The sequence below is a fragment of the Streptomyces sp. NPDC047043 genome, assembly GCF_040644055.1.
Classification (GTDB): domain Bacteria; phylum Actinomycetota; class Actinomycetes; order Streptomycetales; family Streptomycetaceae; genus Streptomyces.
The window spans coordinates 1-18,902 of the sequence record NZ_JBEYVO010000054.1; the positions used below are offsets into that span (position 1 = coordinate 1).

General features: G+C 70.0%; 17 protein-coding genes and 1 pseudogene. 13 read left to right on the forward strand and 5 right to left on the reverse strand.

Going from position 1 to position 18,902, the window contains the following annotated elements; genetic code table 11:
• Window positions 1-338: 338 nt before the first annotated feature.
• The 8 genes from ABZ880_RS50840 to ABZ880_RS50875 are packed head-to-tail and all read left to right on the forward strand — an operon-like array spanning window position 339 to window position 10,135.
• A complete protein-coding gene (locus tag ABZ880_RS50840) occupies window positions 339-1,604 on the forward strand; it encodes a sugar ABC transporter substrate-binding protein (protein ID WP_361278003.1) in 1,266 nt (421 codons plus the stop codon).
• Window positions 1,605-1,624: 20 nt separating this feature from the next.
• Window positions 1,625-2,593 (forward strand): sugar ABC transporter permease, encoded by a 969-nt coding sequence (locus tag ABZ880_RS50845; RefSeq protein WP_361278005.1) that lies wholly within the window; start codon window positions 1,625-1,627, stop codon window positions 2,591-2,593.
• Window positions 2,590-3,456: a carbohydrate ABC transporter permease gene (locus ABZ880_RS50850; RefSeq protein ID WP_361278007.1), complete on the forward strand. Its 867-nt coding sequence runs from the start codon at window positions 2,590-2,592 to the stop codon at window positions 3,454-3,456. Before ABZ880_RS50845 ends, ABZ880_RS50850 begins: the two co-directional genes overlap by 4 nt.
• Window positions 3,457-3,483: 27 nt before the next feature.
• Window positions 3,484-6,354: a glycoside hydrolase family 2 TIM barrel-domain containing protein gene (locus tag ABZ880_RS50855; RefSeq protein ID WP_361278009.1), complete on the forward strand. Its 2,871-nt coding sequence runs from the start codon at window positions 3,484-3,486 to the stop codon at window positions 6,352-6,354.
• Window positions 6,351-7,520, forward strand: a complete 1,170-nt coding sequence (locus ABZ880_RS50860) for an MFS transporter (protein ID WP_361278011.1) — start codon at window positions 6,351-6,353, stop codon at window positions 7,518-7,520. Before ABZ880_RS50855 ends, ABZ880_RS50860 begins: the two co-directional genes overlap by 4 nt.
• Window positions 7,517-8,524 carry an ATP-binding cassette domain-containing protein gene (locus tag ABZ880_RS50865; RefSeq protein WP_361278013.1) on the forward strand — a complete coding sequence of 336 codons (1,008 nt, stop codon included), beginning with the start codon at window positions 7,517-7,519 and terminating at the stop codon, window positions 8,522-8,524. The genes ABZ880_RS50860 and ABZ880_RS50865 overlap by 4 nt, the downstream gene beginning before the upstream one ends.
• 1 nt (window position 8,525) lies before the next feature.
• Entirely contained in the window at window positions 8,526-9,329 is an 804-nt protein-coding gene (locus ABZ880_RS50870; RefSeq protein ID WP_361278015.1) for an ABC-2 family transporter protein, read from the forward strand.
• Window positions 9,329-10,135: an ABC-2 family transporter protein gene (locus ABZ880_RS50875; RefSeq protein WP_361278017.1), complete on the forward strand. Its 807-nt coding sequence runs from the start codon at window positions 9,329-9,331 to the stop codon at window positions 10,133-10,135. The genes ABZ880_RS50870 and ABZ880_RS50875 overlap by 1 nt, the downstream gene beginning before the upstream one ends.
• A gap of 33 nt (window positions 10,136-10,168) precedes the next feature.
• Here the strand turns inward: ABZ880_RS50875 and ABZ880_RS50880 are convergent.
• Both ABZ880_RS50880 and ABZ880_RS50885 read right to left on the reverse strand, forming a co-directional pair.
• Window positions 10,169-10,346 (reverse strand): annotated as a pseudogene (locus ABZ880_RS50880) (RNA-guided endonuclease TnpB family protein); the annotation flags it as partial.
• 61 nt (window positions 10,347-10,407) lie between these two features.
• The gene (locus ABZ880_RS50885) at window positions 10,408-11,679 is read right to left on the reverse strand and encodes an MFS transporter (protein WP_361278019.1); all 1,272 of its coding nucleotides are present in this window, start codon (window positions 11,677-11,679) and stop codon (window positions 10,408-10,410) included.
• A 109-nt stretch (window positions 11,680-11,788) separates the two neighbouring features.
• Between ABZ880_RS50885 and ABZ880_RS50890 the strand changes: the two genes are divergently transcribed.
• From ABZ880_RS50890 to ABZ880_RS50910, 5 genes are all read left to right on the forward strand, one after another.
• Window positions 11,789-12,871: an endo-1,4-beta-xylanase gene (locus ABZ880_RS50890; protein WP_361278021.1), complete on the forward strand. Its 1,083-nt coding sequence runs from the start codon at window positions 11,789-11,791 to the stop codon at window positions 12,869-12,871.
• 343 nt (window positions 12,872-13,214) lie between these two features.
• A complete protein-coding gene (locus ABZ880_RS50895) occupies window positions 13,215-13,814 on the forward strand; it encodes a WHG domain-containing protein (RefSeq protein ID WP_361278023.1) in 600 nt (199 codons plus the stop codon).
• On the forward strand, window positions 13,807-14,613 hold the full coding sequence (locus ABZ880_RS50900) for an alpha/beta fold hydrolase (protein ID WP_361278025.1): 807 nt from the start codon (window positions 13,807-13,809) through the stop codon (window positions 14,611-14,613). The genes ABZ880_RS50895 and ABZ880_RS50900 overlap by 8 nt, the downstream gene beginning before the upstream one ends.
• A gap of 45 nt (window positions 14,614-14,658) precedes the next feature.
• Entirely contained in the window at window positions 14,659-16,050 is a 1,392-nt protein-coding gene (locus ABZ880_RS50905) for a hypothetical protein (RefSeq protein ID WP_361278027.1), read from the forward strand.
• Between the two features lie 51 nt (window positions 16,051-16,101).
• The gene (locus ABZ880_RS50910) at window positions 16,102-16,830 is read left to right on the forward strand and encodes a hypothetical protein (RefSeq protein WP_361278029.1); all 729 of its coding nucleotides are present in this window, start codon (window positions 16,102-16,104) and stop codon (window positions 16,828-16,830) included.
• 18 nt (window positions 16,831-16,848) lie between these two features.
• Here ABZ880_RS50910 and ABZ880_RS50915 read toward each other — a convergent pair whose 3' ends face one another.
• The 3 genes from ABZ880_RS50915 to ABZ880_RS50925 all read right to left on the reverse strand — a co-directional run bounded on the left by ABZ880_RS50915 (window position 16,849) and on the right by ABZ880_RS50925 (window position 18,582).
• Entirely contained in the window at window positions 16,849-17,268 is a 420-nt protein-coding gene (locus ABZ880_RS50915; RefSeq protein WP_361278075.1) for an NUDIX hydrolase, read from the reverse strand.
• A 79-nt stretch (window positions 17,269-17,347) separates the two neighbouring features.
• The gene (locus ABZ880_RS50920) at window positions 17,348-18,127 is read right to left on the reverse strand and encodes an isocitrate lyase/phosphoenolpyruvate mutase family protein (protein ID WP_361278031.1); all 780 of its coding nucleotides are present in this window, start codon (window positions 18,125-18,127) and stop codon (window positions 17,348-17,350) included.
• The gene (locus tag ABZ880_RS50925) at window positions 18,124-18,582 is read right to left on the reverse strand and encodes a hypothetical protein (RefSeq protein ID WP_361278033.1); all 459 of its coding nucleotides are present in this window, start codon (window positions 18,580-18,582) and stop codon (window positions 18,124-18,126) included. Before ABZ880_RS50925 ends, ABZ880_RS50920 begins: the two co-directional genes overlap by 4 nt.
• Window positions 18,583-18,902: the final 320 nt, after the last annotated feature.

Here is an 18,902-nt window from a genome sequence, read left to right on the forward strand (position 1 = left end):
AACACCACACCTGGCCCCAACCCACCCACACCGGCGCCCGAGCAGTCCGCATCAAACGACCCCAACCCGCAACCACGTAAAGCAACGGCATTGGGCCTAGCACCGCCCTGCCCCCATGACCGAGGGCCGCCGGCCACACCCTGACCCGGCGGCCCTCAACCCCCCTGCACCACCCCCACGTTCGGGATGCCGAACCGGATTTAACGCTTCGAACAGACTTCGTCCAACCCCTTGCCGAAGCCTTAGCCGAAGGTTAACGTCCCGCACCGCAACGCAATTTGAGCCACGTCGCGCTGAAGCCGTGGAGCCGCAGCCGCAATCGAGACAAGGACGTCAGCATGTCGGCATTGAGCAACAGCAACTTCTCCCGCCGATCTCTCTTCCGGGCGGCCGCGGGAATGGCCGCCGCCGGCACGCTGGCCGCGTGCGGCAGCAACAACGGCCGTGGTGGGAGCGGGGGTTCGGGCAAGCAGCTCGTCCAGTACTTCCACGCCTACGGCGAGGCGGGGACGGAGCAGGCCATCAAGCGGTACGCGGCGGCGTACAAGGACGCCAACGTGACCACCAACTGGATCACGGGCAACAACTTCGAGGCCAAGCTCTTCTCGGCGCTGCTCACCAAGCAGGCACCCGACGTCTTCGAGTTCCACCCGCAGCTGCAGATGGTCAAGAGCGGCCAGGTGGCCGACCTGAGCGACCTCATCGACCCGGTCAAGGACGACTTCAACCCGAACGACATCAAGTCGCACACGGTCGACGGGAAGATCTACGGGATACGGATGATCGACGACCCGCAGTTCTTCTACTACCGCAAGTCGATGCTGGAGAAGGCCAAGGTCGACGTGCCGACCACGCTCGACGAGCTGCTCGAGGCCGCCGCCAAGCTCACCACCGACAAGGTCAAGGGCGTCTTCCTCGGCAACGACTTCACCGCGATCCAGAACGTCCTCATCTTCTCGGCCGGCGCCGACACCATCGACGCGAACAACAAGATCGCCTACCACACGGACGGCGTCGTCGAGGGCCTCAAGCAGCTCCGTAAGCTGTTCACCAGCGGCAACGTGCTGCTCGACGCGCCCACCGACTTCTGGGACCCGTCCTCGCTCAACCAGGGCCTGTGTGCCATCCAGTGGGGTGGCATGTGGTCCATGCCGGCCATGCAGAAGGCGCTCGGCGACGACCTCGGCATCTTCCCCTTCCCGAAGATCGGCAGCGCCGGCAAGCAGTCGGTCTACAACGGCGGTTGGTCGATGTTCGTCAACGCCAAGGGCAAGAACGTCGACGCGGCCAAGGAGTACGTCAAGTGGCTGTGGATCGACCAGAAGAAGTACCAGGAGGACTGGGCGCTGTCGTACGGCTTCCACATCCCGCCGCGCACGTCGATCGCCAACTCGGCCACGAAGCTCAAGTCGGGCCTGCCGGCTGAGGGCGTCAAGCTCTTCACCGACTACGGCCACTTCGACAACATCTCCTACGACCAGACCATGCAGACCGCGTTCGCCGACGTGATCGCGTCCTCCGTCCGCAAGAACGGCAACCCCGAGGCGGCGCTCGACACCTGCGACAAGAAGGTCAACGTCGAGCTCAAGAAGCTGTTCGGATAGGCCGCCGGGTAGACCACGACATGTCGACCACCACCACGCGCGGGGTCGCCCAGCCCGCCCCGGCCAAGGCCTCCCCGGCCCGGCCGCGGCGGGGCCTGCGGGGCAACGCCACCCTCAACTTCTGGCTCTTCACCGGGCCGTTCCTCATCGGCCTGGTGATCTTCGTCTTCGTGCCGATCGGCTGGAGCATCTGGCTCAGCTTCTTCGACGCGCGGTACACCGTCACGCCGAGCAACTTCATCGGCTTCGACAACTACAAGCAGATCCTCACCAACAGCAACTTCCCCGGCTCGCTGCTGACGTTCACCGTGTTCGCCGCGTTCATCGTGCCGACCACCTGGGCGCTGTCGCTGGGCCTTGCGCTGCTGGTGCACCGACTGCGGTTCATGCGGGCGTTCTTCCGGTCGGTGTTCTTCCTGCCGACCGCCGTGTCCTACGTCGCCGCCGCACTGATCTGGAAGATGTCCATCTTCAGCGGCGTCCGCTTCGGCCTGATGAACACGGTCCTCGGCTGGTTCGGCGTCGACAACATCGCCTATCTGGCCGACCCCAGCCCGCCCTGGTACTGGCTGGTCATCGTGACCCTGCGCCTGTGGATCCAGTCCGGCTTCTACATGATCCTGTTCCTGGCGGCGCTGCAGAACATCCCGGCGGAACTGTACGAGGCCGCCGCCATCGACGGCGCCAAGCCGGGCTGGCAGACCTTCCGGCACATCACGCTGCCCCAGCTGCGGGCCACCTCGACCGCGGTGATCCTGCTGCTGCTCATCGCCGCGTACCAGGCGTTCGACGAGTTCTTCAACATCATCGGAACCAAGGCGACCTGGGCCCAGACACCGCTCATGGAGCTCTACAAGGCGGCCCTCGGCACCAGCCAGGACTACGGAGCCGGCAGCGCGGGCGCGGTCATCCTGTCACTGCTCATCTGCCTCGTCACCCTGCTCCAGGGCAAGATCATGGGCTTCGGAAGGGGGGAGGAGTCCCAGTGACCACCACCGCACCTCAGGTCGGCAAGCCACGCAAGAAGGGCCGGGGCGTCCTCGGCAACACGGGCCTGTACGTCGCCGTGAGCGTTGCCGCACTGCTCTTCCTGATCCCCTTCTACCTGATCGTCCGCAACTCCCTGTCCACGGACCCGGAGATCACGGGCGAGACCTGGAAGTGGCTCCCGTCCTTCCAGTGGAACAACATCTCCGAGCTCTTCGACGACCCCACGGTCGAGTTCGGCCGCTCCATGGTGAACTCGCTGGTCGTCGCCGTCCTCACCACCTTCGGCACCCTCCTGGTGTGCTCCCTGGCCGGCTACGGCCTGGCCCGCATCCCCTACCGGCACGCCAACAAGGTCTTCTACGCCGTCCTGGCGACCCTGATGGTCCCGACGGCCGTCACCTTCGTACCCAGCTTCGTGCTGGTCTCGTCACTCGGCTGGGTGGACACCTACCGCGGTCTGATCATCCCGGGCCTGTTCAGTGGTTTCACCTGCTTCCTTTTCCGGCAGTACTTCCTCGGATTCCCGAAGGAGCTGGAGGAGGCGGCACGCGTGGACGGGCTCGGCTACTGGGGCGCGTACTGGCGGATCGTCGTACCCAACTCGCTGAACTTCTTCGCGGCGATCGCCACGATCACCTTCATCAGCGCCTGGAACGCCTTCCTGTGGCCGCTGGTCATCGGCCAGGACCCGAGCTCCTGGACCGTCCAGATCGCGCTCTCGTCCTTCATGACCAACCAGACCGTCAACTTCCATCTGATCTTCATGGCCACCGCCATCTCCATCCTGCCCCTGGTGTTCGTGTTCCTCTTCCTCCAGCGCTGGCTGGTGCAGGGGATCGCGCAGACCGGTATCAAGGGCTGACGCCCTCCACTCACGACCTGGAGACCGATGTCTTTCCGCACGACCACGGCCACCGACTACGTCGAGGACGTCTCGCCCGGCAGCGGGGCCCTCCCGCCCCGCGCGTGGTACGCGTCCTCCGACGCGAAGTCCCTTTCACTGAACGGCAGTTGGCGGCTGCGTGTGTCGCCGACCGTCGACGCCGAGGACGACTCGTTCGCCGAGCCCGGATTCGACGCCGGGGACTGGGCCGAGGTAGCGGTCCCGGGCCACTGGGTGCTCCAGGGCGACGGCGCGTTCGGCCTGCCGATCTACACCAACCATCTCTACCCCTTCCCGGTGGACCCGCCGCACGTCCCGACGGAGAACCCCACCGGCGACCATCTGCGCGTCTTCGACCTGCCCGCGGACTGGCCGGAGCTTTCCGAGGGTGGCGCGGTCATCCGTTTCGACGGCGTGGAGTCCTGCGCCCGCGTCTGGCTGAACGGCACGGACATCGGCGAGTTCAAGGGCTCCCGGCTGCCGCACGAGTTCGCGGTCGGGCATCTGCTGAAGCCGGCCGGTAACGTGCTCGCGGTCCGGGTGCACCAGTGGTCGGCCGGCTCATACCTGGAGGACCAGGACCAGTGGTGGCTGCCGGGCATCTTCCGTGACGTGACGCTGCTGCACCGCCCGGCGGGCAGCGCCCTCGACTTCTTCGTGCACGCCGCCTACGACCACGTCACGGGCGAGGGCACCCTGCGCGTCGACTCCGACGTCGACGGGCGGGTGTCCGTGCCCGCCCTGGACATCGATGTCGCGACCGGCGAGTCGGTGACGGTGCAGGTCGAGCCGTGGTCGGCCGAGGTGCCGAAGCTGTACGCCGGCGAGCTGGTCACCGAGGGCGAGCGCGTTCCCCTGCGCATCGGCTTCCGTACCGTGGAGCTGGCCGACGGCCTCATCAAGGTCAACGGCAAGGCGGTGCTCTTCAAGGGCGTCAACCGCCACGAGTGGCACCCGGAGAAGGGCCGCGCGCTCGACCTGGAGACCATGCGCGAGGACGTGCTGCTGATGAAGCGGCACAACCTCAACGCCGTGCGCACCTCGCACTACCCGCCGCACCCGGCGTTCCTGGACCTGTGCGACGAGTACGGCCTGTGGGTCATCGACGAGTGCGACCTGGAGACCCACGGCTTCACCGAGCAGGCCTGGCGGGACAACCCCGTCGACGACGACCGCTGGACCCCGGCCCTCCTCGACCGTGCGGCGCGCATGGTCGAACGCGACAAGAACCACGCGTCGGTGGTGATCTGGTCGCTGGGCAACGAGGCCGGCACCGGACGCGGCCTCACCGCGATGGCCGAGTGGATCCACGGCCGGGACGCCTCGCGCCTCGTGCACTACGAGGGCGACTGGAACTGCCGCGACACCGACATGTACTCGCGGATGTACGCCTCCCACGGCGAGGTCGAGAGAATCGGCGAGGAGCTGGACGGCGGCACGCACAGGCGCCGCGAACTCCCCTTCATCCTCTGCGAGTACGGCCACGCCATGGGCAACGGCCCCGGCGGCATCGCCGACTACCAGGAGCTGTTCGAGAAGTACGACCGCCTCCAGGGCGGCTTCATCTGGGAGTGGATCGACCACGGCATCACCCACCCCGAGCTGGGCTTCGCATACGGCGGCGACTTCGGCGAGGAGCTGCACGACGCGAACTTCGTCTGCGACGGCCTGATCTTCCCGGACCGGCGGCCCTCGCCCGGCCTGCTCGAGTTCAGGAAGGTCATCGAGCCGGTCTCCTTCGAGGGCTCGGACGGCACCGTACGGGTGACGAACAAGCAGGACTTCGCCGACCTCTCCGCATTCGCCTTCGAGTGGTCGTACCAAGCGGACGGCGAGACCGTCGAGTCGGGCTCCCTGACGGTGCCCGCGCTCGCCCCGGGCGAGTCCGCGGACGTCAAGCTGCCCGAACCGCCTGCCGACCACCATGGCGGTGAGACGCAGTGGACGGTACGCGCGCTGCTGGCGGCCGACACCGCGTGGGGGCCGGCCGGCCATGAGGTGACGTGGGGCCAAGTCCCCGTCTCCGTACGGCCGTTGCCGGTCGTCACCCCGACCGACGGTCCGGTGGCCGGCGACCGGGTGATCACGCTCGGCCCCGCCTCCTTCGACGCCCGCACCGGTGCGCTGAAGACCATCGGCGGCGTAGCGGTGAGCGGACTGCGCCTGGATGTGTGGCGGGCGACCACCGACAACGACGAGGGCGCCGAGTGGCTGACCGGCATCCGCTCGGCCGAGCAGTGGCGCAAGTACGGCCTGCACCGCATGCGGCACCGCCTGGACTCCGTCGAGCTCGACGACGACGCGCTCACCGTTCGCACCCGAGTCGCCCCGGCCGCCTGGGAGTTCGGGCTCGCGGCGGTGTACCGCTGGACGTCGGACGGCAACCGCCTCAAGCTCACCGTGTCCGTGGGACCGCAGGGCGAGTGGCCCGTGCCGCTGCCGCGGCTCGGCGTGCGCTTCGGGCTCGCCCAGGCCGACGGTGTGAAGTGGTACGGCGGCGGTCCCGGCGAGGGCTATCCGGACACCAAGTCGGCGTCCAGGATCGGCCGTTGGGAGTCCACGGTCGACGGGCTGCAGACGCCGTACCTACGCCCGCAGGAGAACGGCGCGCGTGCCGACGTCCGCTGGGCGGAGCTCGGCGGGCTGCGCATCGAGGGCGACCCGGAGTTCTTCCTCAGCGCCCGCCGCTGGACGACCGAGCAGCTGGACGCGGCCGCCCACCTCACCGACCTCACGGCCGGCGACACAGTGTGGGTGAACCTCGACCACGGCCTGCACGGCATCGGCACGGGCTCCTGCGGCCCGGGCGTACTTCCGCAGTACCGCCTGCAGGCCGAACCGGCCGAGTTCTCCTTCATCTTCTCGGAGATCAGTTGACGGACACCGACACGCGGTCCACTGCGGCCGGTCGGCTCTTCAGTCGGCCGGCCGCGGTCGCGTCCTGCCTCGGCTTCGTCCTCATCGGCATGCTCCAGGCCCTCTACGGACCCGCGGTACCGGGCCTGCGCGAGGAGTTCGGCCTCTCCCCCACGGGCGCCGGCCTGGGCCTGAGCCTGCACTTCACCGGCGGCGTCGCGGGCGTCCTCGCCTTCAACGCCATCCACTCCAGGATCAGCAACAGGGCACTCCTCGCGGCAAGTTACGGCCTGATGGCACTCGGCGGCGCCGGCTTCGCACTCGCCCCGAACTGGCCCCTCGCCCTGGCGGCGGCCTTCCTCGGCGGCCTCGGCTTCGGCGGCATCGACTACGGCCTCAACCAGCTCTTCGCCGTCGGTTTCGGCAACCGCTCCACCGCCATGCTCAACGTCCTCAACGCCCACTTCGGCATCGGAGCGGTGCTCGGACCGGCGGTGGTGGCATGGCTCGGCCCGGACGAGTACGCGTACGCCTTCGGCATCTGCGCCGTGCTTGCTGCGGTTCTGGTCCCGCTCGGCTCAAGTGGCGTACGGACAAGACCCGTTGAACCGCCGGACGAAAAGACAGCCGGCTCGCTGGGCCTCCCCCGCATCCTCGTCGGCTTCCTCGTCCTCTACATCCTCAACGTCGGCGTGGAGGCGGGCGTCGGCGGCTGGGAGCCCACCCATCTGGAGACCGTCGGCTACAGCGCGACCGTGGCCGCCTCGGCCACCTCGCTCTACTGGCTGATGATGACCGCCGGCCGCTTCCTCGTCGTACCGATCACCCTGAAGTACTCCCCCGAGCGCATCCTGACGATCTGCGCGGCCGGCATGACCGTCTGCCTGCTGCTGGCACGTGTAAAAGGAGTGGCGCCGGTCGCGTATGCGGGTGTTGGGTTGTTCATCGCGCCGGTCTTTCCGACCGGTCTGCCCTGGCTGAACAGGGCGCTTCCCCAGGCGAGGCGCGCAGGTGCCTGGGTCATCGCCGCGTCGATGATCGGCGGAGTGGCGGCTCCCCCACTGCTGGGGGCAGGCATCGAGGCCTCGGGCATCCATGCCGTCCCCTGGCTGCTGACCGCACTCTCCGCCGCCTCGCTCGCGGCGACCGTCTGGCTGATCCAGCTCACCCGGAGGTACGTCGAGTGATCGGCAGCATCGAGGTCCGCTCCCTCTCCCGCTCCTTCCACACCACCGTCCGCCGCCCCGGCTTCGCCGGCGCGCTCAGATCCCTGGTCAACCCGGAACGGGTCGTCAAGCACGCCGTCTCCGACATCAGCTTCGACGTGGCCCCCGGCGAACTCCTCGCCCTGCTGGGCCCGAACGGCGCCGGCAAGTCCACCACCATCAAGATCCTCACCGGCATCCTCACGCCCACGTCCGGCGACGCCCGGGTCGCGGGCGTGGTGCCGTACCAGGACCGGGAGCGCAACGCCCGCAACATCGGCGCGGTCTTCGGGCAGCGCACCCAGCTGTGGTGGGACCTGCCGGTGAAGGAGTCCTTCTCGATCCTGCGGGACATCTACGAGGTACCCAAGGCCGAACACGCCGCCCGCCTCCAGGAGTTCGACGGCATCCTCGAACTGTCCAGCTTCTGGGACACCCGCGTCCGCCACCTCTCCCTCGGCCAGCGCGTGCGCTGCGACCTGGCCGCCGCGCTGCTGCACGATCCGCCGGTCGTCTTCCTCGACGAGCCGACCATCGGCATGGACGTGGTGGTCAAGGAACAGGTACGGGAGTTCCTGCGGCATCAGGTCGAACAGCGCGGCCGTACGGTCCTGTTGACCACGCACGACATGACCGAGGTCGAGCGGCTCGCCGAACGGGTCGTCCTCATCAACCACGGGCGGCTGGTCCTCGACGGCACGCTCGACGAGATCCGCCGCAAGTACGGCTCGACCTGGCAGGTGCGGGCCACCCTCGCCGACGCGCACACCGCCGTCGAACCGCCGCCGGGCATCGCGCTGCTGCGACAGGAGGGCCCGCAGGTCGTGTTCGGGCCCGACGGCCCCGACGCACCCACCGTCCACCAGGCGCTCAAGGCGGTCATAGAGCGGTACGAGGTGACGGGCATCGCCATCGACGAGGCCGACCTGGAGGACGTGATGCGGGCCGCGTACGTCCACGCGGGGCCGGCCGCGGAAGAGGCCTGAGATGGCGGTCCTGCACGCGTGGCGCGCCGCCCGCGTCACCCCGCTCGGCGAGCTGCACGCACCGCCCCGGATGACGGCCGTCCTGGTCCGGCTGGTCGTCCAGATCGTCCTGGTCGCCTCCCTGTGGAGCGGTCTGTACGCGCACTCCGGCCCCACCGCCGGACTCACCCGCGAGCAGGCCATCTCGTACGCCGTGCTGGCCGTACTGGCGTCCCGGCTGCGGGAGTTGGACCAGTACGCGGGCCGCGACACCGTCATCCAGCACATGCACTTCGGCACCATCGTCTACTGGTACCTGCGCCCGCTGCCGCCCGCCCGCTACCACGCCCTGCGGGCCCTGGGCGAGCAGATCTACGGAGCCGCGTGGGCGCTGGCCGGGTACGTGGTGTGTCTCGCGGCCGGGGTGGTCCAGCCGCCCGAGTCGGCGGCGGTGGCCGGGGTGTTCGTGGTCAGCCTGCTGCTCGGGCAGCTGGTCCTGTACCACGTCATGCTCCTGCTGGATCAGATGTGTTTCTGGACCGTGCGCAACACCGCGGCGATGCTGATCCTGATCTTCGCGCAGAACCTGCTGTCCGGGGTGTACGCCCCGCTGTGGTTCTTCCCCGGGTGGTTCCGGACCCTGAGCACCTTCCTGCCGTTCCAGGCGACGCTCAACGTGCCGCTGTCGCTGTACGTGGGCCGCATCCGACTGTCCGACGCGGGCGAGCAGTTGGCGATCCAGGCCGGCTGGGTCGTGCTGCTGCACCTGTTCACCCGGTTCCTGTGGCGGCGGGCCGCCCGCCGTGTCATCTCCCAAGGAGGCTGATGCCCTTGAATGCCGTCCGGACCGCGTGGCGCATCACGCGTCTCAACTTCCGCTCCCAACTGGAGTACCGCACCGAGTTCCTGCTGATGGTCGCGATCGGCGCCATCTGGCAGGTGTCGGTGATCGTGTTCGCGACCGTGCTGCTGTCCCGGTTCTCCGGGATGGGCGGCTGGGACAGCTCGGACGTGCTGCTCATCCCGGCGATGCGGATGCTGGCGCACGGCCTGTTCGTGCTGTTCCTCGGACGCATGCACGGCATCGGCCGGTTCATCCAGGAAGGGCAGATCGACATCTACCTGCTCCGGCCCATGCCGGTGCACCGCCAGGTACAGCTGCAGTACTTCCCCACCAACGCCATCGGCGACCTGACCGTGGCCGTGGGCCTGATGGCGGGCGCCCTCTCCCGCAGCCAACTCGACTGGACGGCCGGGCGCATCACGTACCTGATCACCTGCCTGATCGGCGGCATGCTGCTGGAGGCCGCCCTGTTCACGGCGGTGGCCTGCGCATCCCTCCGCTTCCCGGCCGCCGGATACTGGGGCCGCTGGCTGGAGGAACTGCTCGGCACCTTCGGCAGCTACCCGCTGAACGTGCTGCCCCGGGCGGTGGGCGGCTTCCTGACCTTCGGCCTCCCGCTCGCGTTCGTCGCCTACTTCCCGGCCGCCGTGCTCACCGGACACGGCCATGACACCGGCGTCCCGTACTGGCTGGCGGCATTCTCCCCACTGCTCGGAGCACTCGCGTACCTCGGCGCGAGGCTGCTGTGGCGCTGGAGCCTGAAGCACTACACGGGGGTGAACGGTTGACTTCCTCCCCCCCTCGTTCACGAGGGGGGATTCCTACGGCTCACGCCGCGGGGTCATCTCCTTCATCGCCGGCTGCCCGCCCGGAGTACTCCGTTGGCGTCTGACGCCGGCTCCACAGACAGCTGCCGCCAGCCCGCACATGCAGCGGCATCGCCTGGGCAAGGCTGCCGCAGGCGGAGCACAGCCGGGAGGAGGGGAAGAAGCGGTCCACGGTGGATGGCCCTGCGTTCCTTCGTCGACGTCGCCCGGCGCGCCGACCGCCGAAGAGCCGGTTAGGCGTGGCGCCCAGACCGCCGGATCGGCGTGAACAGCGCCGCCACCGCGATCAGTACGCAGCAGCCGCCCGCCACCAGGCCGACCGGTGCCGTGCCCTGGTGTTCCGCCGCCCAGGTGAGGACCGCCGCGCCGGCGGGAGCCGCGGAGTAGTGGAGGGTCCAGAAGGCCGAGGTGACGCGGCCGAGGAGGTGTTCCGGCGTTACTTCCTGGCGCAGGGACATGGAGCAGGTGCCCGCGATGCCGACGCAGGCCAGGAAGGCCGCGCTCAGGGCCGCCACCACGGGCACGTCCCGTGCCCAGCCGAGCCCGGCGAACGCCACGCCGCACATCGCGACCGCGCCCGGCCAGGTCCAGCCGAAGCCGAGCCGGCGGCGGATGCGGGCCACGAGCAGCGCTCCGGTGATCGTGCCGAGCGCGCCCAGCCCCATGACCGTGCCGACCGTGCGGTCGTCGTGGCCGAGGTCGTGCTTGAGGTGGTAGATGACCAGGTCGTTCAGGCCGAAGGTGAGGAAGCTGAAGACGAAGAGGAGGGCGGTGAGGGAGCGGAGGACCGGATGGCCGTAGAGAAAGGACACTCCGGTGCGCAGGTCCCGCCAGAGGCCGGTGCGCCGCGCCGTGCCGCCGTCGTCGTCCGCGGGGCGGGCGCGGAAGCGCACGAGGAGCAGACAGGCCGCCGAGACCCCGAAGCTGGCCGCGTCCACACCGACGGCGGCGGCCGGGCCCGCCCAGCCGGCGACGACTCCCGCGCACAGCGGCCCCAGCACCCCGGCCGCGGCGGCCGTCGCGTTCAACCGCCCGTTGGCCTCGGTCAGTTGCTCGGTCCCGACCAGGCTGCGCACGACGGTCACATAGCCGACGGCGAAGAACGTACCGACGGCCTCGCACAGCGGCAGCACCAGGTACAGCAGCCAGATCTGCGGGCCGAACAGCCACACCAGCGGGATCGACCCGTACAGCACCATGCGTACGAGATCGCAGGTGATCAGCAGCCGGCGGCGGTCGACCCGGTCCACCAGCACCCCGGCGAACACCCCGGCCGCGACCGCCGCCGTACCGCCCACCGCCGTCAGCAGGCCCATGCGCGCGACCGAGCCCGTGGCCTGTAGGACCAGCAGGGGCAATGCGATCAGGGCGAAGGAGTCACCGAGGACGGAGAGGGTCTGGGCGGCCCAGAAGACACCGAAGTTCCGTTGCCGCCACAGGGGTTGGCCGGTGGTACGAGTGGTGTCGTGAGCGCGTCCGCTGTCCTTCTGCGCCTCGTGCGACACCTGCACCTCCCCCGAATCCCCGGCAACCTTACGGCTCCCGGCGGCGACTGGCGACTGAGATATTCACGCACCCCGCACCCCACATCTCCCCCGCCCCCGAGGAGCAGCCGTGCCGGACACCCCCCGGACCCACCGCCGCCGTCGCGTCTTCCGTCCCCTTCCGCTCGCCGCAGCGGGTGCGCTGGTCGCCGCCGCGGCCGTCGCCCTGCCCCAACTCACCCCGCACGCCTCGGCCGCGACCACTCTGCGCGGGTACGCCGACGGCCGCGGCGTGAAGATCGGCGCGGCTGTCGGCGACACCCCGCTGACCTCGGACTCGTCGTACACCACCGTCCTGGACCGGGAGTTCAACTCGGTGACGGCGGAGAACGCGATGAAGTGGGACGCGGTGGAGCCGACCCGCGGCAGCTTCAACTGGGCCGCCGCGGACCGCCTGGTGGCGCACGCGCAGGCGCACAACCAGGGCGTACGGGGCCACACCCTGGTCTGGTACTCGCAGTTGCCTTCCTGGCTGAAGAACGGCAACTTCTCGGCGTCCGAGCTGAATTCGATCCTCAAGAGCCACATCGACACCGAGGTGGGCCGCTACAAGGGCAAGGTGTACGCCTGGGACGTGGTCAACGAGGCGTTCAACGAGGACGGTTCGATGCGCAGTTCGCTGTGGCAGACCAAGCTCGGCACCGGCTACATCGCGAACGCGCTCAAGTGGGCCCACGCGGCCGACCCGAACGCCAAGCTGTACATCAACGACTACAACATCGAGGCGGACAACGCGAAGAGCGACGCCCTGTACGCCCTGGCGAAGCAACTCCTCGCCGCGGGCGTCCCGTTGAACGGCATCGGCTTCCAGTCCCACTTCGTCGTGGGAGGAGTCCCCTCCTCGATGAAGGCGAACCTGAAGCGCTTCTCCGACCTGGGTCTCGAGGTCTCCGTCACCGAACTCGACATCCGCATCCCGCTGCCCGCCTCCTCCGCCGAACTCGCCCAGCAGTCCACCGACTACAAGAGGGCGAGCGAGAACTGCCTGGGCGTGCCGCGCTGCGCCGGGGTCACGGTATGGGGCATCACCGACAAGTACTCGTGGGTGCCGGGGACGTTCAGCGGATACGGGTCGGCACTGCCGTACAACGAGAGTTACGCGGCGAAGCCCGCCTACACGGGGCTGTCGAACGGGCTCAATCCGAAGGTGTGACGGGGACCGGTGATGCTGCCTGGGCATCCGCGAGCGTGCGGGTGCCCGGTATCGGCGACGGGAGCAGCCACAGCAGGGACCGCCATCTGCAGCGAGTTGAGGCTGCGCCGGCCGCCGCGACGGCCGGGACCCGGAGTACGTACGGGCGGCGGTGGGGGAACTGGACGCGCTGAAGCGATGACCGGACGGGGAAGCTTCGGCACCGACCATCACTCGGGCAAATAATCGGGCGACAACCGCACCCTGTGTCGACTAGGTTTTTTCCTAGGACCTCTAGGTTTGACTTTCGAGAGCCCGAAAGCCCCAGAGCCCGGGAGTCCGAGCGTCCGAGAGGTGGTCCCCCGTGGTCAGAGCCGGTCTCACCCCCGACCGCATCGTCGCCGCCGCCCTCGGCCTCGCCGACGAGGTCGGGTTCGAGAAGGTCACGCTCTCCGCCCTGGCCCGGCATTTCGGTGTCAAGGACGCGAGCCTGTACTCGCACGTCAGGAATCTCCAGGACCTGCGGACCCGCATGGCGCTGATGGCCGGTGGCGAGATGATCGACCGGATCGCCGTCGCCGTCGCCGGGCGGGCCGGCAAGGATGCGCTGGCCGCCTTCGCCGGGGCCTACCGGGAGTTCGCGCTGGCGCGGCCCGGGCGGTACGCCGCGACCCAGATCCGTATCGACCAGGCCCTCGTCGCCGACTCGCCCGATCTGCGCCGCACCGCCGAGATCACCTACGGCATGCTCCGCGCCTACGGCCTCGAGGAGCCCGATCTCACCGACGCCGTACGCCTGTTGCGCAGCACCTTCCACGGTTACTGCGCCCTGGAGGCCGCCGGCGGCTTCGGTGCCCCGCGCGACGTACGGAAGTCCTGGGACAAGGCCGTCGACGCCCTGCACATCACGCTCGAACACTGGCCCCGCGAAGGGGAGAACGGGGAGAGGAAGACGCATGACTGAGCCGCTGCACTACGACATCGAGGGTCACGGGCCCGTCCTACTGGTCATCCCCGGCGGCGCCGGGCATCCCATGGGGTTCGACAAAGTGGTCGCCGTGCTCGCCGACCGGTTCACCGTCGTGACGTACGACCCCCTCGGACTCGCCCACGGGCGGCTCGGCGAACCCGTGGGCGACCAGCGGGTGGAGGCCTGGAGCGACGGGGCCCGGCGGGTGCTCCAGGAGGTGCTGCCCGAGGGCGAATCCGCGTACGTCCTCGGGACGAGTTCCGGCGGTGTCACCGCACTTGACCTGCTCGCCCGGCATCCCGAGCGGCTGAGCCACGTGGTTGCGCACGAGCCGCCGTGTGTGAGGGTGCTGCCGGACGGGGCCGTGCAGCAGGCCAACTTCCAGGAGGTGTACGACACTTATCGCGCCGCCGGGTTGCAGGCGGCCGCCGTCCGTCTGGGTGCCGTCCTGACCGGGCAGGAGGCGGAGCCGGCGGAGGGTCAACCCCTCTCGTGGGAGGAGGAGCTGGCCAACCCCATGGCTCTCTTCCTCGCCCACGTCCTGCGGCAGTTCACCTCCTACGCGCCCGAACTCACCGCACTCACCTCGGCCTCCGCACGCCTCACCCTCGCCGCCGGTTCCGACTCCCGCGGTCAACTCCTGCACCGCACCGCCCGGTTCCTCGCCGAGCACACCGGCGGCGGCTTCGTCGAGTTTCCCGGCGGGCATGTCGGTGTGGCCGAACATCCCGTCGAGTTCGCCGAGTTGCTCGCCGAGACGCTGGTTGCAGGGGAGGCCCACGCGCCCGGCTGACCAGTCGGCCGCCTAGACTGGAAGCTTCGGGGGAAGGAGCGTGCCTTGTCTCAACAGCAGCTGGGACGCGGTCCCCTGAGATCCGACGGTGCGGCACCGGAACCCGGCGGGCCGAGCGAGGCCGCGAGGTTCGTCGGCTGGCTGGGGAGCCTCGGGTGCGCGGCCGCCGGGTATGCCGTGTTCCAGTTCCTGTTCGGGGTGCTGCCGGACTCCCTCGGCGGGGACGCCGCCAGATATCTGGTCGCCGGTGTCAGCGGGATCGGGACGGCCGCGGCCGCCTGGCTGGCGGCGGCGCTGGTGCGGGCCCGGGCGGCGGCCGGCCCCGGCGGCTCTCCGGCCGGTGGACCCGCCGCCCCGCGACGTCCCGAACCCGGCCCGCTGCCCGAGGTCTTCGCCGCCGCCTACGGCACGCTCGCCGAGAAGGCGTGCGTGGTCGAGGACCCGGCCCGCGGGCGGCTCACGGGCTGGTCGCACTCCCTCGGCGAGACCAGTCCGCCCCGTCCCACCTCCGTCGGGACCGCGTACGGCCTGCACATCATGCTCGACTTCGGCGTGCCCGACGGGCGGCTGCACACCGGCGATCTCGTGGACACGCTGTGGCGGCTTCGGCTGCCGGGCGGCGGCTGGTCCGCGCGGTCGCAGGGGGCGGAGGCCCGGCCCGAGGTCACCGCCCTGGTGCTGGGTGCGCTGGCCCGGGCGGGCGCGTCCGGGGAGCGGCTGGCGGAGGAGGTGGACCGGTGCGCGGCCGGGTTCACGCACGAACTCGACCGTGCGGGGCGGGAGTCGACCCATGTCGTGACGACCGTGCTGCGCGGGCTGCTGCGCGCCGCGCCCGGCTCCGGCGTCCTGCCGCAGCTGCGCGAGGCCCTGTCGGACGGCGCGATCAGCGACCCGCGCCGCGACCATCTGCGCTGCTGGAGCTACCGTCTCGACCCGCCGTACGGAATGCCCTCCGCGCTGCACACCGCGCAGGCGGTCGTGGCCCTCGACCGGGCCGCCCGGGTACTGGACGAGCGCGAGAACGCGGCCGTGCGCTCCGCGCGGGAGGACGGTGTGCGCTGGCTGCTGGCCTGCACGAGCGCCTCCCACCACCGCTGCCCTGACCTGCGGAACCTTCGCGAGGAGGTGCGCCGCCCGCGCACGGACGACCCCTCGCGCCACGAGGTGCTGAACGTACGGCACTTCACCGCCTCCTGGGTGCTGCGCGCCCTGATGACCCCGGGCGCCCGCGAGGTCGCGGCGCAGGACGGCCTGGAGGAGGCGTGGCGCGAGCGGCTGGACGGTGCGGCCGCCGCGGTGTGGGCCGGGCAGACGGACGGCATCTGGTCCTGGGGGCTCACCGACAGCGGTGAGCTGCGCCATCCCATGTGGATGACCTATCAAGGTCTTTCGGCGCTGCGCGCCCATGCCGTATGGATGTATCAGCCGGAACAATGAACCCGGAGCAGGGAACACCGTGGACAGGGGCCGGAGTTGGGGGATGGATGCATGGGCGGTCGGCAGGTCCTCGCGGCGCGGCGGCTGCTGTCCGGCGCGCTGGACGGTGATCCGCCCGAGCATGAACTGGTCGCCGCGGCCCGCTTCGTCGTCGCCGAACTGGGCTCCCCCGACCGCCTGTTGGAGCTGATCTCCGAGCTCGCCTCCGGCGCGGGCGACCCCGAGGGATGTGCCCGGCTGTCGTACCGGCATGTCCTGGGTTTCGACAAGCTGCTGCTGATCGACGGCGGTCCGCGGCACATGCTGCGCGCGCATCTGTGGCATCCCGGCGCGGGCGCGGTCGGCAAGGAGGACATCCACAACCACCGTTCCCCGCTTGCCTCTTATGTCGTACGCGGGCGGCTCGCCATGGAGTTGTACGACGTCGAGGGCCGCGGCGGGGACGGGATCGCGGCCGCACGGTACGAGGAGTCCCTTCGGGAGGGTTCGGCGGACTGGCTGCTGGAGCCGGCCGGTCCCGCGCGGCTGCGGCTGACACATGTGGGGCAGTACGCGGCGGGCAGCGCGTACGCCCTGCCGGCGCACACCCTGCACCGCGCCTGGTGCGACACGGACGTGCCGACGGTGACGCTGTTCCTGGAGACGGGCAGCGAACGGCGGCTGCACACCGATGTGTTCACGGCGGCGGGCCCGCATCCGGGCACGGTGGCGAAGGTGCCGCTGACCACGGATGACTACTTGGGGGCGTTGAGCGGGCTGGCGGAGCTGCTCAGGAGTTAGCCCTCAGGAGTTGGCCGGTCAGGAGTTGGTGAAGGCCTGGTCGACGATGTCGAGGTTGTAGGCGTCGATGTCGACCGTGGTCAGCTCGGAGCGGGTGAGCCACGCATGGGCCTGGTCGGGCTCGGGCAGGGTGATCTGCGAACTCAGCGGCCTGACCAGGAAGTTCTCCTGCCAGTTCTTGATGTCGTGCCCGCGGTACTCGCTGACGAAGGACGACTCGCCGACCTTGCGGACGACCTCACCGAGGAGCCCGGTCTCCTCCTTCAGCTCGCGCAACGCGCCGTCCGGGCCGCTCTCGTCCGGATCGAGCTTGCCGCAGGGGACGCCCCACACTCCGGGCAGGAACTTCTCCGTGGCGCTGCGGCGGACCAGCAGCACGCGGCCCTGGTCGTCCATCACGACGGCGGCCGCCAGTCGCTTGTCGCCGGGGATGTCCATGTCCATGGTTCCTCGGTCCCTCGCCGGAGATGAGTCCAAAGGGTCTGATACCCACGAAAGTCTCCACCGTACCAAGCACTCACCGCCGGGCGCTGTGACCCGGCTCGCTCCTACGGGCCAAGGCCTCGACGTCCGCGTACGACGGCGCCGTGCCGTGCGGTGCCCGACCTGCCCGGATGTCCGCCGCCGCGTCCAGGGCGGCGGCCAGGGCCGTCCGGTACAGCAGCGAGCCGAGACTGATCCGTCGTACGCCGAGGTCGGTGAGGTGGGGGACGGTGGGGCCGGTGGGTGAGTAGAGGATGTTGAGGGGGAGGTCGCCCAAGTGCCGTACCAGGCAGGCGATCTCGGCGGGGTCCGTCAGCCCGGGGACGAACACGCCGTCTGCGCCCGCCTGTTGGTAGGCGTCGAGGCGCTCACGCGTACCGGCACCGTCGCCCAGCCAGTACGTGTCGGTGCGGGCGTTCACGAAGAGGTCCGGGGCGGCGGCCTTCACGGCGGCGATCTTCGCGGCGTGCCGTCGCGCGGAGCCGAGGCCGTCCTCCAGGTTGATGCCGACGGCTCCCACGGCGGCGAGTTGGCGCGCGAACTCCCCCACCTCGCCCGGGTCTTCGCCGAAGCCGCCCTCCGCGTCGACGGACAGCAGGAAGGACCCCGTGCCGAGCGCGAGGGCGAGCCGCAGCGTTTCGTCGCGGGTCGCGGACGCGCCGTCGGGCAGACCGGCGGCCGCGGCGACACCCAGACTCGTCGTCCCTACGGCACGGAAGCCCTGGGCGGCCAAGGCCGCGGCGGAGGCGTGGTCCCAGGCGTTGGGCAGGAACAGGGGCTCCTCGGCGTGGTGGAGCTCGGCGAACTCGGTCACGAGAGATCACCCACCGCGTCCGCGTAGTAGGTCGAGCCCTTCAGATGCAGGGCCAGCTCTCGGAAACTCCACCCTTCGCCGGGCGAGTGGTCGAGCTGGGCGTCGGTGAGGGCGTCGAGGCGGTTGGCCCAGATGCGGGCGAGGCGGGTGAGACGGCTGCGGGCCTCGTCGAGGTCCTCCTGGGTGAACGGGGCGAGGTCCGCGTCGGTCGTGGTCGCGGACGCGTGCCACTGGTCCGGCAGCGGCTCCTCACCCGCCAACCGGGCTTCCAACTCGGCAAGGTGGTCGACCAGATGGTCGGCGACGCGGCGGATCGCCTTGTGCGGGGTGTAGACACGGTCGTCGACGTGGGCGGGCTTGCCGTCCCACTCCGTCCAGGTGGCAGCCAGCTCGAGGACGTGCTCCACCATGCCGGTGATGGCCCGGGCGGGTGTTTCCGGCGGGGTCTCGCTCATACCGGCAGGCTAGAAGCAGGTCACTTCGGCACCGACCGAACCGTCCAGAACCAAGGCGTTGGTCTGCGCCGCCCGCCGAGCCGCACAGGTCCGGCTCCCTCGTCTGCGCCGCTCGCCGAACTGTCCAGGACCGACCCACTCACCTGCACCACCCGCCGAAACACCCAGAACCGACCCACCCACCTGCACCACCCGCCGACCCGCCCAGAACCGACCCACCCACCTGCACCACCCGCCGAAACACCCAGAACCGACCCACCCACCTGCACCACCCGCCGACCCGCCCAGAACCGACCCACCCACCTGCACCACCCGCCTAC